This is a genomic window from Neptunicoccus cionae (assembly GCF_014643735.1).
Lineage (GTDB): Bacteria > Pseudomonadota > Alphaproteobacteria > Rhodobacterales > Rhodobacteraceae > Amylibacter > Amylibacter cionae.
On sequence record NZ_BMKA01000002.1, the window covers coordinates 207951 to 223338 of the forward strand.

The following is a 15388-nucleotide window of genomic DNA, read 5'->3' on the forward strand; positions in this document are numbered from 1 at the left end:
AAATTAATCCATACGAAATCTGCCCTCACGGCCATTGCCCATTTATTCCGCAAAACACAGGTACACTGCCCGTTTTTCCTACAACTCATATCTGGGTGAAACGAAGGTGGCTCCTCAGATGCCCCCTTCCCCCAAGGGAAAGCGCTTCACCTTCTGTGCCCCTTCCCCTAAACCTTACCTATGAATCTGATAGCTTTGCGTTCCCCCGAATTTCGACTCTATTTTATTGGTGCCGTGGCTAATGTGAACGCCATGTGGATTGCGCGGATTATATTGGGGTGGTTGGCGTGGGACATCACCCACAGTGCGCAGTTTGTCGGAATTGTCGCCGCTTGTTCGCTGGTGCCGACCCTTGTGACTGGCCCTTTCTTTGGCGTTTTGGTGGATCGCGCGGATGTGCGTAAGGCAGCGTATTGCACCAACATTTCAATGATCCTGTGCATTGGCGGCTTGTTGTCCCTTCAGGCGAGCGGAATGGTATCACAGACTACGCTGGTACTGGTGTCGCTGGCGATTGGCACTGTGACAGCGGCCCACCATCCGGTGCGCCTGTCCCTTGGTCCGCGTCTGGTGGAAAAGAAGCATGTGTCGTCGGTGGTTGCGCTCTCGGCTTTGAACTTCAACCTTGCGCGACTGATCAGTCCTGCTGTTGGCGGTATTCTAATTGATGTCGTTGGGATTACCGTCGCGCTCGTCATCACTGTCGTTATGTTCTTGCCCAATCTGGCGGTTCTGTTTCGTCTGCATCCCCGTGCGCTTGAAAAACACGGGGCGGAACCGTTTACCACCGCGATGGCGACAGGGCTGCGCTACATCCGGCAACGCCGGGTTATTGTGGTGATCCTGCTGTCCACGACCGTCTTTTCCATTGCCCTGCGCGGGGTGCTGGAGGTGCTGCCCATCGTGGCTGACGGCGCGTTCGGGCGGGGGGCTGTCGGGCTTGGGCAGCTTGGCTCTGCGGTTGGGGCTGGCGCGTTGTGCTCGGCAGTTTACAAAACACTCCACAATAGCGCGCGTCCTGCAAACACCGATGCTCTTTCGCCGTTCAACCTCGGGGTGGCCACTGCGGGTTTGGTGGCAATCGGGTTGATCGGGAACACTGATACATGGGCTGTGGCACTGGCCTGTGCAGCCGTTCTAGGGGCAAGCGGCACCTATTTCGGCGTCACAATGCAATCCCTGATCCAGACGGATCTGCCCGATGATATGCGCGGGCGGGTTATGTCGATCTGGGTGGTTGTGGGGCTTGGGTCTACCGCGCTCGGGGCGTTTGTGCTGGGAGCGCTGGCCGATATTATCGGGCTGTCCCTGTCGAGCGCCGGTATGGCCGTTTTCGGGTTCATCACCTTGATGTCCCTATCGCTTTATATCCATCGGGACGCAAAGTAACAGGACGACCGGCAGGCCAGCGCAACACGCCCGCCTGCCGGATTAATTCTGCGCTTAGACAGCTACCAGCGTCACTTGATCCGCTGTCAGCCCAGCCCCGCCGTTCACCACAGCCACCGCAGCGCCGTTGACGAGAACAGTAGCACCCGAGCCGTCTTCGAGGTCTTCGACCTCTACAAGCGGGACGCCTGCATCCGCGTCATAGTCGATGAAGAGCCCATCTTCATCCGCGACGAAATCCTTGATCACCGCGGCGGTTTCGATGTCCTCGCGTACATCGATTGCAAAGCCGTCACTGCCATCACCACCGGTCGCGCTGTCACCGTCCTGAAGAATAATCAGATCGTCGCCCTCGCCCCCGAAAAGCGCATCCGCAGCACCGTCATTCAGTATCAGATCAAAGCCGGTCACGCCTGCCTCGGCAGCTGCCAGATCAAAGCTTGCGCCGGTGATCAAGTCATTGCCATTGCCGCCGTAGATTTCGTCCTGACCGCCTTCGCCGTAGAGAACATCATCACCGTCCGCGCCGTGCATAAAGTCGGCACCTGCGCCGCCCAGCAGATCATCATCACCAATGCCGCCGCGCAGTTCATCTTCGCCAAAGCCGCCAAAGAGCGTATCGTTGCCTGCGTTGCCGTAAATTAGATCATCGCCCTCGTTACCCGACAATTCGTCCCAGCCGTTATCACCGTAAACTGTGTCATCGTCCGCGCCACCGCTGATCAGATCGCCGTGCTCGCCGCCAAACAGCGTATCATTCTCTGTACCGCCGGAAATATCGTCCGCACCGTCACCACCATAGACCAGATCAGCCCCTTGACCGCCTGTCATCAGGTCATCCCCCGCCCCGCCGTAGGCAATGTCGCGGTATTCGCCCATGCGCAGCGTATCGTCTCCGTCATTACCGTAGAGCACATCCTGCCCCCAGCCGCCGTCGATCGAATCGTCGCCGTCACCACCCGTAATCAGATCGTTTCCGGTGCCGCCCCGCACTTCGTCGTCGCCGCCCAGCATATCCGCCGTGTCATCGCCACCGTTCAGGATAGCCCGTTCGTCCGCGTCAGTGCCTTCAAATTCGTTGTCATCATCATCGCCAATGTAAATCGTCGGCTCGTCGATGGTTGGCTCTTCCATACTTGCGTTGTTGTCATCATCGTCATCACGGATTTCATCAACCCCCCAGATAACAGCGCCCAGTCCTACCAAAGACAATAAAACAATCTCGATCATAACCTATTCATCTCCAAATCGCCAAAAATTGGCGTTACGCACACTCTGTTGCCCCTGACCGCAACCAGATGCGGCCAAGCTAAAGGTTAACAAGTTTTGGATCAAAGGAACACAAATTCGACACAATCCCGCCTCTTTCCAACCAAAAAAAGGCGTTTAGGCGGGGCAACTGTTTCTCATGCTCAAACAATACCACGATAGCTAGGTCATTGTTTTCATTGCACCCGGCCGATGTCGAATCAACCCGCCGGACAACAAAAGAGGGGGAGCCTGCGCTCCCCCTGAGTTATGTATTCAGGCTATTGATTTTCCGCTCGATCGGTTGCCTGCGCCTGAAGCCTTAGGGGGCAGCGCACCGCCCCCTGTCTGAATAACCTAGCTACATCCCGAGGTTGCGCCGCAGGTGTTGCACTTCATGCAGGTGCCGTTGCGCACCAGAGTGTAGTTGCCGCAATCCCCGCAGGCATCGCCTTCATAACCCTGCATTTTTGCCTTGGCGCGATCGTCCATCTGAAGCGGAGCCGCCGCGACTGCTGCGGGTGCGACCGGCGCCGGAGCGGGTTGCTCTGCAAAGCCGCCACCCACAGAAACCTTTGACTGGGCAGCGCCGAACAGGCCGGTCTGACTGCCTTGCAGGACCATCAGTTCCTGTGGCATCCGGTGCCGGTGATAACCCGGAGACACCACCTGTTTCAGCATGGCAACCGCATCATCGGACGCCGGACGCACGTTGCTGGTGCCTTCTTCCACGCCGCGACCCAGATCGTCAAACGATGTGCCTTGTGGTTTCACATGGGCCAGATCGGTGCGGTCGAGATAGGACACGGCCAGTTCACGGAAGATGTAATCCAGAATAGAAGTCGCATTCTTGATGCTGTCGTTGCCCTGCACCATGCCCGCCGGTTCAAAGCGGGTGAATGTGAAGGCATCGACAAATTCATCCAGCGGCACACCGTATTGGAGACCAACCGACACCGCGATGGCGAAGTTGTTCATCATGGCGCGGAAGCCCGCCCCTTCCTTGTGCATGTCGATAAAGATTTCGCCCAGATTGCCGTCTTCATATTCGCCGGTGCGCAGGTAAACCTTATGCCCGCCAACAGTGGCCTTCTGGGTATAGCCCTTGCGCCGTTCCGGCAGCTTCGCCCGCGCTTGTGCCACTTCCTTGATGATCACTTTCTCAACGATTTTTTCTGCCAGTATCTGCGCCCGCTCCCCTGCTGGGGCTTCGGCCAGTGTCTCTTCGAGATCCTCGTCGTCTTCGATCAGCGCGGCGGACAGCGGCTGGCTCAGCTTGGAACCGTCCCGATAAAGCGCGTTTGCTTTCACACCCAAAGACCAGCTCAGCTCATAGGCTTTCTGGCAATCCTCGATGGTTGCATCGTTCGGCATGTTGATCGTCTTGGAGATCGCACCAGAGATGAACGATTGCGCCGCAGCCATCATGGTGATGTGGCTGTTCACCGACAGATACCGTTTGCCGATCTTGCCGCAGGGGTTGGCGCAGTCAAAGACGGACAGGTGCTCGTCCTTCAGGAAGGGCGCGCCTTCCAGTGTCATCGTGCCGCAAACGTGGTTGTTGGCCGCTTCGATCTGTTTCTTGCTAAAGCCAAGATGCGTCAGCAGATCAAAGGACGGATCGTTCAACTGCGCCTCTGGAATGCCGAGCGTGCCGGAGCAGAACTCGGTCCCAAGCGTCCACTGGTTGAACACAAAGCGAATGTCAAAGGCGGTGGGCAGTGCGGCCTCTACCTTTTTCAGCTCCTCAGGGCCAAAGCCGTGACCCGTAAGAGAGGTGTGGTTAATGTCCGGCGCGTGGCCCATCGAACCGTGGCCCACCGCATAGGACACGATTTCCTCTACTTTTGCAGTGCTATAGCCCAGTTTCACCAGCGCAGCCGGAACAGACTGGTTGATAATCTTGAAGTAACCGCCACCGGCCAGTTTCTTGAACTTCACCAGCGCGAAGTCAGGTTCAATCCCTGTGGTGTCACAATCCATCACCAGACCGATGGTGCCGGTGGGGGCAATCACGGACACTTGCGCGTTGCGGTATCCGTGCTTTTCACCCAGCGCCACAGCCTCTTCCCAAACGGTTTTTGACAGGGCAGACAGTTCTTCATCAGGACAGTTTGCATGATCCAGTGGCACAGGTGTCACATCCAGAGCGTCATAGCCCTCAGTCGCCCCTTGCGCTGCAAGCGCGTGGTTACGCATGACCCGCAGCATGTGATCGGCATTCTTGGCATGACCGGGAAATGCGCCCAGCTCTTTGGCCATTTCCGCAGATGTCGCATAAGCCACACCCGTCATCACGGCGGTCAGCGCGGCACACATGGCGCGGCCTTCGTCGGAGTCGTAGGAATAGCCCATGTTCATCAGCAAACCGCCAATATTGGCATAGCCCAGACCCAGCGTGCGGAACTTGTAGGACCGTTCCGCGATTTCCTTGGACGGGAATTGCGCCATCAGTACACTGATTTCCAGCGTCATCGTCCACAGGCGGGAGGCGTGCATGTAGGATGCCGCATCGAATTTGCCATCCGTGTAGAACTTCAACAGGTTCATGGACGCAAGGTTACAGGCCGTGTCATCAAGGAACATGTATTCCGAGCAAGGGTTCGAACCACGGATCGCGCCATCTTCGGGGCAGGTGTGCCACTGGTTGATCGTGTCGTGATACTGAACACCCGGATCGGCGCAGGCCCAAGCGGCGTGCCCGATATCTTCCCACAGTTCCCGTGCGCTGACAGTTTCAGCCACTTCGCCGTCGGTGCGGCGCAGCAGTTCCCAAGGCTGGTCGTTTTCGGCCGCTTTCAGAAATGCGTTGGTGACGCGGACCGAGTTGTTGGAGTTCTGTCCGGCAACAGTGCCGTAGGCTTCGGAATCCCAGTCGGTGTCGTAAGTCGGGAATTCGATACTCTCAAACCCTTGCCGTGCATATTGCAGCACGCGGTTGATGTAGGTTTCGGGAATACGGGCTTTCTTGGCGGATTTGATCGCGCCTTTCAGTCCGGCATTGGCTTTGGGATCAAATGCCCCCTCTTCGGACCCGTCCCAAGCACGGATCGCGCCGAAAATCTCGTTCAGTTTATCTTCGTGCATCTTGGAACCGGCGACGAGGGAAGCAACCTTTTGTTCCTCGCGTACTTTCCAATTAATGAAATCACTGATGTCGGGATGATCCATATCGCAGATCACCATCTTGGCCGCACGACGTGTGGTGCCACCCGATTTAATTGCGCCGGCGGCTCTGTCCCCGATCTTCAAAAAGGACATAAGTCCCGAGGATTTGCCGCCGCCGCCCAGTGGCTCTGAAGCACTTCGCAGGGAGGAGAAGTTTGTACCCGTGCCCGAGCCGTATTTGAACAACCGCGCTTCGCGGACCCACAGGTCCATAATCCCGCCCTCGTTCACCAGATCGTCGGAAACGGACTGAATGAAACAAGCGTGGGGTTGCGGGTGTTCATAGGCTGACTTCGACTTGGTCAGCTTGCCGGTCTTATAATCTACGTAATGGTGCCCTTGGCTTGGACCATCAATGCCATAGGCCCAGTGCAGACCGGTGTTAAACCATTGCGGGCTGTTGGGGGCTGCCATTTGATTGGCCAACATGAACCGCATTTCATCGTAATAGGCGCGTGCGTCTGATTCTGTATCAAACATGCCGCCCTTCCAGCCCCAATAGGCCCAAGCGCCTGCCAGACGGTCAAAGACCTGCTTGGCCGAAGTTTCACCGTCATACCCGCCAGAAGCCTTTGCCGCAGCGTCCGCCGCCGGAACAGAACGCCATAGAAATTCAGGAACGCCCTTTTCCTGCACCTTCTCCAGCTTTGCTGCCAGACCCGCCTTGCGGAAATATTTCTGCGCAATCACATCCGCCGCCACCTGGCTCCAGTTTTGGGGCACTTCCACGGCTTCTAATGCAAAAACAACAGTCCCGTCTGGGTTCCGGATTTCCGAGGTTGTCGTGTGGAATGCTATATCCGCATAAGCATCGTGGTTTTCTTTGGTGAATCGACGGTCGATCTTCATTTCTGCCCCTAAGCGTATCTTGTCGTTAAAACGTAATCGGAACGGCAAAGGCCCTCCCCTAAATGTCTCTGCTACCGATTACTGCACAAATTTGGCCCCTATGACGTGCCACTAAATGTTGTGGTGTCATCAGGAACTTCACACAAACTGTACGATGCTCACGACTCCGTCAACAAAACTTTTTAAGAAAAATCGGGAAAAATATGTTGACCGAACAGATATTGATTCATCGCTTCAACAGGGCGGAAACAACTCACATTCGAGCCCTAAGATAACCACGCCGGAACAAAGAGAAAAACCGAATACGCAGAAATCGCAGAGGCGATTTATGCACAGAATCAACGCTGGGACGAAAGTGCCACGCAGGGCACACCACGTGCTGCGCGGACATATGTAGCGCTTTGAGGTTTTACAGATACAATGTTTGCGATGACATTCTTAGCGCGTAAACAGCGTGCAAGATCGAGGGACTTACGCAGAAAATCCAAATTGCGGATGGAAAAAATCCCGACCGCCGGAGAAGTCTCCGGCGGGTCGTCATATTCAAATATGAGGGATTTTACTGGTCGGGGCGGCGAGATTCGAACTCACGACCCCCTGTACCCAAAACAGGTGCGCTACCAGGCTGCGCCACGCCCCGATCCAGTGAGATGCGATTTACACTGGCCCATCGGGATTGGAAACCCCAAAAATGAAGTGTTTTGAATTCAGTTTCAATTACAGGGCCAGATCGGGTCAGAATCGCCAAAAGCAGTGTGTCTCATCTCGGCGCCAACCGGCACGCCAAGCTTTGTGGACAAGCCGCCGTTCACCTCAAGCACAGCAAGGATATCGTCGCCACCGGGGATGGTTTCCAGACTGCCGGGAACAGCATTTTCGTGGATGTTCTGCACCACCCCGTGTCGATCAAGAAAAATCATATCGAGCGGGATAAGCGTATTTTTCATCCAGAAAGAAACGCTCAGCGGTTTTTCATAGATAAACAGCATCCCACCATATCGCGGCAGGGATTCGCGAAACATCAGACCGCGGGCGCGGTCTTCAAAGGTATCTGCGATTTCGACGTTGAACCGGACAGAGCCACCGTCCCAGCGCAAATCAACTGCGCCCTGTTCACAAGCGGCCTGTGCAGCGCCAGTAGCGCAAACAAACGCGATGAGAGCACCCTTAAGCGTCTTGCGATGCTTCGTAATCCCATGCCCGCACTTCGATTGCCATGCGGCCACGCGGCCCCTGAGCGGTGCGCACACAAATTGCTTCACCTTGTGCCAGTTCTGCCAAACCATAAGCCCTTAAAACCTCCATGTGGACAAACACATCTTCTGTGCTGCCAAAGAGGTTAACAAAACCAAAGCCCTTAACTTTGTCAAACCACTTTACCCGTGACGGAGTCAAAGGTTCGTCAGATTGCAAGGTCGAAAGATCAATCCCCAGTTCGGGAACACCGCGCAGAACCACATCGCTTTCGGCATCGGGTAAATCAAGCTGGAGTATCTCCACAGCCTGCAATCCCCGCGCGCTTTCGGCGACCTCTACATCGATCCGCGTGCCTTCCACAACGGAGCTGTGACCGTGATTACGCAAAACATTCGCATGCAGCAGAATATCGCGCCCGCCCTCATCATCGGTGATGAAACCAAAGCCTTTAGTGCTGTCAAACCATTTTACGTTGCCGGTTTTAATCAAGATTATTCACTCCACCCTCTGTTGAGCATTGTAATACATGGCAGGTCAAACTCAAGAAATTATGACCTTGCGGTCTATGTTCCTGTTTGCCCGTCCCAACAGAGCCGTCCCTTTTTTATAATTTGAACCAATAGCAGTTGCCCCGTCATGGATTGAGTCTGCTTGTAGCCCATTGCGTTTCTTGTTCTGTTTTACGCCACACAAATCGATCATGCAGCCGGTCGGCGCCATCGCACCAGAATTCTATTTCTACAGGTTTGATCCGGAACCCGCCCCAAAACGGGGGCCGTTCCGGGTTTTCGCCCAGCTTTTTAGTCAGCTCTTCTGCCCTATTCACCAAAGTCTGGCGGCTGTCCAGTGGCGAAGACTGGTCACTTGCCCAAGCGCCGATGCGGCTAAAGACAGAGCGGCTTAGGAAATAGGCGTCGGATTCTGCATCGGAAACAGGTGTGACCGTACCCCGCACCCGTATCTGGCGGCGCAGGCTTTTCCAGTGCATCACGAATGCGGCTTTGCCGGTGCTATCCAACTCTGCGGCTTTGGCGCTGGTATAGTTGGTAAAAAAGACAAAACTATCGGATTGGATCTCTTTCAACAGCACCATACGAACATTCGGTAACCCAGCGTCATCCACAGTCGCAAGAGCCACTGCGTTCGGATCATTCGCTTCCGTCTCCATCGCCTCGGCCAACCAGTTGCGCGCGATTTCGAAGGGATCGTCCCCCGCGAATACCCCCTGCCGGTCCGACGATAAATCGTTGGGTTTCATGTCATCATAGCCTGTCTTTTTCGTGCCGTTCCCGGTCGGCCCACTTACCCCACAATATTTTTACTTGCAAAGCAAGTGCCTGAATCCCCAAAGATTCGCACCAGACGGTAAAAATGTGACAGTGAATTTGGGAAAGCTGCCAAACGGTATCAGCTGGCGGTCTAAGTCTCAAACCCCAGACTTGCGGCTTGCCTAGCCATGCCTTAAACGTGAATGACCGCAATACCTGCAAGGAACAAGGCAATGACTTCTGGAATAATGCAAGGCAAACGGGGCCTCATCATGGGCGTCGCAAACGACAAATCAATTGCATGGGGCATTGCGAAAGCCTGCCACGAACAAGGCGCAGAACTTGCGTTCTCCTATCAAGGGGAAGCCTTGGGCAAACGGGTTAAACCGCTGGCAGAAAGCGTTGGCTCTGATCTGGTACTGGAATGTGACGTAACAAACGGCGCTTCTATGGATGCGCTGTTCACCACGCTTCAGGACAAATGGGGCAAACTGGACTTTGTTGTCCACGCCATCGGCTTTTCCGACAAAAACGAACTGCGTGGCCGTTATGTGGACACCAGCATCGAAAACTTCCGGATGACGATGGATATTTCCGTCTATTCGTTCACCGCTGTCGCCCAGCGCGCAGAACAGCTGATGCCTGACGGTGGTGCTTTGCTGACGCTGACCTATTATGGCGCGGAAATGGTGATGCCCCATTACAATGTGATGGGTATCGCCAAGGCCGGTCTGGAAGCATCGGTCAAATATCTGGCAATGGATCTTGGCCCGAAAAACATCCGCGTGAATGCGCTGTCTGCTGGTCCGATCAAAACACTGGCCGCTTCTGGCATCGGTGATTTCCGCTACATCCTGAAGTGGAACGAACTGAACTCTCCGCTGCGCCGCAATGTGACCACCGACGATGTGGGCAAATCCGGCATGTATCTGTGTTCCGAACTGGCCTCCGGTGTGACGGGTGAAAACCATCACGTTGACGCGGGGTATCATGTGGTCGGGATGAAGGCCGAAGACGCCCCTGATATTGATGTGGTCACAGGGCGCAAGTAACGCGCCCCGACCGAAAAGAACTTTGGCGTTTCGATTGTCGCAAAGCTTCGATCGAAACGCCTGAACAGGTCCTAGACCTCGTCAAATCCCTGATAGAACCGGTTCCATGTTGGCGAGATCAGGATTTCGTTCACACAGACGTGGGCGGGCATCTCTGCCACGTAGCGCACGGTTTCCGCCAGATCATCCACCTGCAACATGCGATCCATCTCCGCCTGTGAGGGCGGCACGGGGCGATCCTTTAGGATGTCGGTGGCGATCTCTCCTGGCATTATCACCGTGGATCGAATCCCGTTGCCGCCTTCTTCGCAATTGATCGTTTCACTCAGCGCGACGACCCCATGTTTGGTTGCGGTATAAGCAGCCCCGGTAAGTCGCCCGACATAGCGACCAGCCCAACTGGACACGATCATCACCAGCCCGTCGCCACGCGCGCGCATCTGCGGAAGGACAGCGTGGATCGGGTAATAGACACCGTTCAGGTTTACGTTGACGACCTTGTCCCAATCCCCGCTCCCCAGTTTATCCAAGGATCGGTTGGGCACGTTCAATCCGGCACTGGCAAGCAGAATATCCACGCGTCCGATGTCAGCGGCAGCCTGTTCAACCGCCTTGGCATCCGCCATATCCACTGCCACAGCACGGGCTTTGCCACCTTTCGCGGTGATCTGCGCGACCACCTCTTCCAGCTTGTTGGCACGGCGCCCCGATACGATCACCTCGGCGCCCCGTTCGGCCAGCAACAGGGCTGATCCTGCGCCGATTCCTGTTCCGCCGCCGGTGATCCAGACCCGTTTTCCGGTAAGTGATGACATGACGTTCCCTCCTGCTAAGCATTACGCCTGCAGGATGGGCACGCCGTGGTCGATTGTAAAATTCTATTCGGTTGAACCCTACGTCAAACAGCCCCGCCAAGCGATTTGCAGGCGGTTCGGGCAAGATCGGTAATCCGGCCCCAATCACCCGCCGCCACAGCATCCTTTGGCGCGACCCAGCTTCCACCAACACAGACGACATTTGGCAGTTTCAGATAGCTGGCCGCGTTATCGGGGGACACGCCGCCAGTGGGACAGAACGTGATCTGGGGCAATGGGGACGCCAGCGAGCCGAGCGCTTTGGCACCGCCTGCGGCTTCCGCGGGAAAGAACTTCTGCGTGGTATAACCCCGTTCCAGCAGGCGCATGGCTTCAGTTGCGGTGGCCGCGCCAGCCAGGAGTGGCAGGCCTTCGACTTCGCAAGCGTCAATCAGCGCATCTGTGGCACCGGGGGAGACGCCGAATTTGGCACCGGCAGCTTTGGCGTTTTTCACGTCCTGCGCCGTCAGCAGCGTTCCCGCCCCGACAATCCCGCCTTCGACCTCGGCCATTGCTGCGATCACATCCAGCGCGGCTTTGGTGCGCAGGGTAACTTCCAACACGGGAAGGCCACCCGCCACCAGCGCCTGACCGAGTGCCGCGGCTGTGTCAGCAGATTCCACCAGCAGCACAGGGATAACAGGTGCTGTGTTGCAGATTTCCAGTGTTTGAGCGCTCGCGCTTTTTGCGTCTATTGTCATGGCTCAGGCCTCCTCAAAATTGAATACAGTTGCCCCGTCACGGGCCGCGCCGACATTCTGGCGGAAGGCAGCGAACAGCTCGCGCCCCAGTCCGACCTCATTGCTGTCGAGTTCCGGATGGGTGATCGCACGTTCAAAGATGCTAGCATCCTGCGCGTCGAGATGGCCGTTTTCGGCATCCACAGTCACAATGTCACCGTCCTGAAGAAAGGCCAGCGGTCCGCCGTCCAGCGCTTCGGGGCTGACGTGAATGGCCGCGGGCACCTTACCAGAGGCCCCCGACATGCGCCCGTCACTGACCAGCGCCACCTTAATCCCGCGGTCCTGAAGGACCGACAGACAAGGCGTCAGCCCGTGCAGTTCCGGCATACCGTTGGCTTTTGGCCCCTGATAGCGCACCACGACAACCACATCGGACGTGAACTCTCCGGCACGAAAGGCTGCAAGCACAGCTTCTTGCGTGTGAAACACCCGTACGGGGGCTGTCAGAACACGGCGTTCCGGTGCAACGGCAGAAGTTTTCATAACGCCCCGCCCCAGATTGCCCGACAGGTTCGACAGACCGCCCGTGGCTTGGAATGGTTCTTTTGTGGTGGCGACAATCTTGTCATTCAGAGAGGCTTGCACCCCGTCGTGCCAATCCAGCGCGCCATTCACCAGTTTTGGGTCTTTGGTGTAGCGTTCCAGCCCCTGCCCCATCACCGTCAGCGTATCGTCATGCAGTAGACCCGCGTTCAGCAGCTCACTGATGACCAGCCCCAGACCGCCCGCCGCATGGAAGTGGTTCACATCCGCCAGCCCGTTTGGATAAATCCGCGTCAGCAGCGGCACCACTTGGGACAAATCGGCAAAATCCTCCCAGTCGAGCACAATGCCAGACGCCCGCGCCATTGCGATGAGGTGGATCAACAGATTGGTAGACCCGCCTGTGGCCATCAACCCGACAATTCCGTTCACATAGGCTTTCTCATCGAGCACTTGGGACACAGGGGTATAGGCGTTGCCAAGGTCGCTCAGCCCAAGGGCAATGCGGGTGCCTTCACGAGTTAACGCTTCGCGCAGCGGCGTGTTCGGCGCGACAAAACTGGAACCGGGCAGATGCAGCCCCATGAATTCCATCAGCATCTGGTTGGTGTTGGCCGTGCCGTAAAATGTGCAGGTACCCGCACTATGATAGCTGGCCATTTCCGCCGCCATCAGCGCATCGCGGTCACATTTGCCCTCGGCAAACTCTTTGCGCACCCGCGCTTTGTCATCATTGGCCAGTCCGCTTGGCATAGGTCCGGCTGGCAGGAACACCGCCGGGATATGACCGAATCGCGCGGCGGCAATCACTAGACCGGGCACGATCTTGTCACACACACCAAGGTAAATCGAACTGTCGAACACGTTATGAGACAGGCCGATCGCTGCAGACATGGCAATCGCATCGCGGGAAAACAGCGACAGCTCCATCCCTGTCTGCCCTTGCGTGATCCCGTCACACATGGCCGGAACACCCGCAGCTACCTGTGCAGTGCCACCTGCCGCCCGTGCCGTGTCCTTGATCAGATCGGGATAGGCCTGAAACGGCTGATGGGCTGACAGCATATCGTTATAGGCGGTCACAATCCCAATATTCGGGCCACGTTGTTCCACCATATCGGATTGATCCTGCCCCATCGCCGCATAGGCATGGGCCTGATTACCACAAGACAAATGCGCCCGCTTCGGCCCGTCAGAGCGGGCCTGCTCCATCTGGCGCAAATAGGCCGAACGGCTGCGTTCGGATTTTTTAGCGATCCGTGATGTGACCTCTGTCAAAGTACCTATGACTGACATGGGTGCCTCCCTCTCTTGTCGCAAAAGATATTCTTTAAACTTACGTTAGCGATAACGTAGTGCAATTACTCCCGCAAAACAAGCCTCAAAACTCGCCCTTTCCAAAGGATCACGCGCCATAGTATCAATCATGCACAACATTCAGAAAAAACGAGTCTCTTGCCCATGTCAGAAAACCGTCTCCCGCACGAAAAAGGATTTCATATCTCCTGGGATCAGATCCACCGCGACAGCCGCGCTTTGGCGTGGCGTCTGGACGGTCACGGACCGGATGACGGGGCATGGCGCGCAGTTGTCGCCATCACACGCGGCGGCATGGCCCCCGCAATGATTGCAGCGCGGGAACTGGATATCCGCACGGTGGATACGATTTCCATCAAATCATATGACCACCAATCCCAATCCGAAGCCCGCGTGCTGAAAAAGCCGGACGACAAACTGATGGGCGACGGCACTGGCATCCTGATCATCGACGATCTGGTAGACAGCGGCAAAACGCTGGAAGTGGTGCGGGAACTTTATCCCAACGCCCATTTCGCCACCGTTTACGCAAAACCCAAAGGCCGTCCGCAGGTGGATACTTTCATTACGGAGGTGTCTCAGGATACGTGGATTTTCTTCCCTTGGGATATGGCGTTGCAATACGTTGAACCTTACCGGGGCAACTGAATGGCGCGTAAATCCAACACGCTGGCGCCTGAAACGCTGGCCGCGCAAGCCTTGCGCCACATAGATCCCGTTTCCGGCAGTGTGGTGCCGCCGATGGTGGCAACCTCCACCTTTGCGCGGGATGAAAACTACGACCTGCGCGAGGGCTATGTCTATGCCCGTTACGGCAGCCCGACTACGGCCCACGCGGAAGAGATTATTGCCACTTTAGAAGGCGCGGATGAAAGCCTGCTGCTGAATTCCGGCATGTCGGCATCCGTGGCGGTGGTCGAATCCCTGCCCCCGAATGCCCATGTCGTGGCGCAATCCATGATGTACCACGTCGGCCTGCACTGGCTGGAACGTCAGGCCCAGCGCGGTGTGATCCGCAAGGACCTGTTCCCTGCCGGTGATCTTCACGCGCTGAAAGCTGCGCTGATACCGGGGGAGACCAAACTGGTCTGGATCGAAACCCCCGCGAATGGCGATTGGTCAATTACCGATATTGCTGCTGCTGCCGAACTCGCCCACAGTGTCGGGGCCGTGTTGATGGTGGACAGCACCGCCGCTCCGCCCTGCACAACGAAACCGCTTGATCTGGGTGCGGACATCTCTTTCCACTCGGCCACCAAATACATGGGCGGGCATTCCGATTTCACCGCTGGTGTTTTGTCCGCACGCAAAGATATGCCGCTCTGGGATGAAATCCGCGAGGTGCGCAGCTTTCAGGGCACAATCCTGCCCGCATTTGAGGCATGGCTGCTGATCCGCAGTCTGCGCAGCCTTCATATCCGCTACGAAGCCTGCAGCCGCAATGCGATGGCGTTTGCGCGGCATTTCGCAGCCCATAAAGATATTGAAGCGGTGCTTTACCCCGGTCTGCCCGATCATCCCGGCCACGATGTGGCTGCGCGGCAAATGAAGAACGGTTTTGGCGGTATGATGTCGATCCGCGTTAACGGCAGCGCCCGTCGCGCGTTTGAGATGGCCAAACGCACCGAAGTCTTTATTCCCGCCACCTCTCTGGGCGGCGTCGAAAGCCTGATCGAACACCGCCGCACGGTCGCGGGGGCTGACAGTGGCATCCCCGAAAATCTGCTGCGGATTTCCATCGGGATCGAACATATCGACGACTTGATTGCAGATTTCGAACAGGCGCTCGCCGCCACCAGCTAACACCCCAAACCGCCGCA

Annotated in this window: 12 protein-coding genes and 1 tRNA gene; 4 read left to right on the forward strand and 9 right to left on the reverse strand. The window is 56.5% G+C overall.

All coding sequences use genetic code 11. From position 1 onward, the window contains the following. Window positions 1–180: 180 nt before the first annotated feature. Window positions 181–1389, forward strand: coding sequence for an MFS transporter (locus IEX10_RS06175; protein ID WP_268237032.1), 1209 nt, complete (start codon window positions 181–183; stop codon window positions 1387–1389). A gap of 54 nt (window positions 1390–1443) precedes the next feature. Here the strand turns inward: IEX10_RS06175 and IEX10_RS06180 are convergent, their stop codons facing one another. The 6 genes from IEX10_RS06180 to pdxH all read right to left on the reverse strand — a co-directional run bounded on the left by IEX10_RS06180 (window position 1444) and on the right by pdxH (window position 9109). Next, window positions 1444–2619, reverse strand: a complete 1176-nt coding sequence (locus IEX10_RS06180) for a calcium-binding protein (RefSeq protein WP_188672120.1) — start codon at window positions 2617–2619, stop codon at window positions 1444–1446. Window positions 2620–2994: 375 nt separating this feature from the next. Further along, window positions 2995–6654 (reverse strand): vitamin B12-dependent ribonucleotide reductase, encoded by a 3660-nt coding sequence (locus IEX10_RS06185; protein ID WP_188672123.1) that lies wholly within the window; start codon window positions 6652–6654, stop codon window positions 2995–2997. A gap of 563 nt (window positions 6655–7217) precedes the next feature. Then, a tRNA-Pro gene (locus tag IEX10_RS06190) sits at window positions 7218–7294 on the reverse strand. Between the two features lie 73 nt (window positions 7295–7367). Continuing rightward, window positions 7368–7751, reverse strand: a complete 384-nt coding sequence (locus tag IEX10_RS06195; RefSeq protein ID WP_308420686.1) for a DUF192 domain-containing protein — start codon at window positions 7749–7751, stop codon at window positions 7368–7370. Between the two features lie 70 nt (window positions 7752–7821). Next, window positions 7822–8340 carry a cold-shock protein gene (locus tag IEX10_RS06200; RefSeq protein WP_229678450.1) on the reverse strand — a complete coding sequence of 173 codons (519 nt, stop codon included), beginning with the start codon at window positions 8338–8340 and terminating at the stop codon, window positions 7822–7824. A gap of 145 nt (window positions 8341–8485) precedes the next feature. Further along, window positions 8486–9109 carry a pyridoxamine 5'-phosphate oxidase gene (gene pdxH / locus IEX10_RS06205; protein WP_188672128.1) on the reverse strand — a complete coding sequence of 208 codons (624 nt, stop codon included), beginning with the start codon at window positions 9107–9109 and terminating at the stop codon, window positions 8486–8488. A 243-nt stretch (window positions 9110–9352) separates the two neighbouring features. Here pdxH and fabI point away from each other — a divergent pair, with 243 nt between their 5' ends. Then, complete coding sequence (fabI, locus tag IEX10_RS06210) at window positions 9353–10171, forward strand: enoyl-ACP reductase FabI (protein ID WP_188672131.1); 819 nt, start codon at window positions 9353–9355, stop codon at window positions 10169–10171. Window positions 10172–10242: 71 nt separating this feature from the next. On the opposite strand, the gene IEX10_RS06215 is transcribed toward fabI, so the two are convergent. The 3 genes from IEX10_RS06215 to edd all read right to left on the reverse strand — a co-directional run bounded on the left by IEX10_RS06215 (window position 10243) and on the right by edd (window position 13547). Continuing rightward, complete coding sequence (locus IEX10_RS06215; protein ID WP_188672134.1) at window positions 10243–10986, reverse strand: SDR family oxidoreductase; 744 nt, start codon at window positions 10984–10986, stop codon at window positions 10243–10245. Window positions 10987–11069: 83 nt separating this feature from the next. Further along, on the reverse strand, window positions 11070–11726 hold the full coding sequence (gene eda / locus IEX10_RS06220) for a bifunctional 4-hydroxy-2-oxoglutarate aldolase/2-dehydro-3-deoxy-phosphogluconate aldolase (RefSeq protein ID WP_188672137.1): 657 nt from the start codon (window positions 11724–11726) through the stop codon (window positions 11070–11072). 3 nt (window positions 11727–11729) lie between these two features. Beyond that, complete coding sequence (edd, locus tag IEX10_RS06225; RefSeq protein ID WP_188672140.1) at window positions 11730–13547, reverse strand: phosphogluconate dehydratase; 1818 nt, start codon at window positions 13545–13547, stop codon at window positions 11730–11732. 165 nt (window positions 13548–13712) lie between these two features. Between edd and gpt the strand changes: the two genes are divergently transcribed. Together gpt and IEX10_RS06235 are read left to right on the forward strand one after the other, a co-directional pair. Then, window positions 13713–14216, forward strand: a complete 504-nt coding sequence (gene gpt, locus IEX10_RS06230) for a xanthine phosphoribosyltransferase (RefSeq protein ID WP_188672143.1) — start codon at window positions 13713–13715, stop codon at window positions 14214–14216. Further along, window positions 14217–15371, forward strand: coding sequence for a trans-sulfuration enzyme family protein (locus IEX10_RS06235; RefSeq protein ID WP_188672146.1), 1155 nt, complete (start codon window positions 14217–14219; stop codon window positions 15369–15371). Window positions 15372–15388 lie beyond the last annotated feature (17 nt).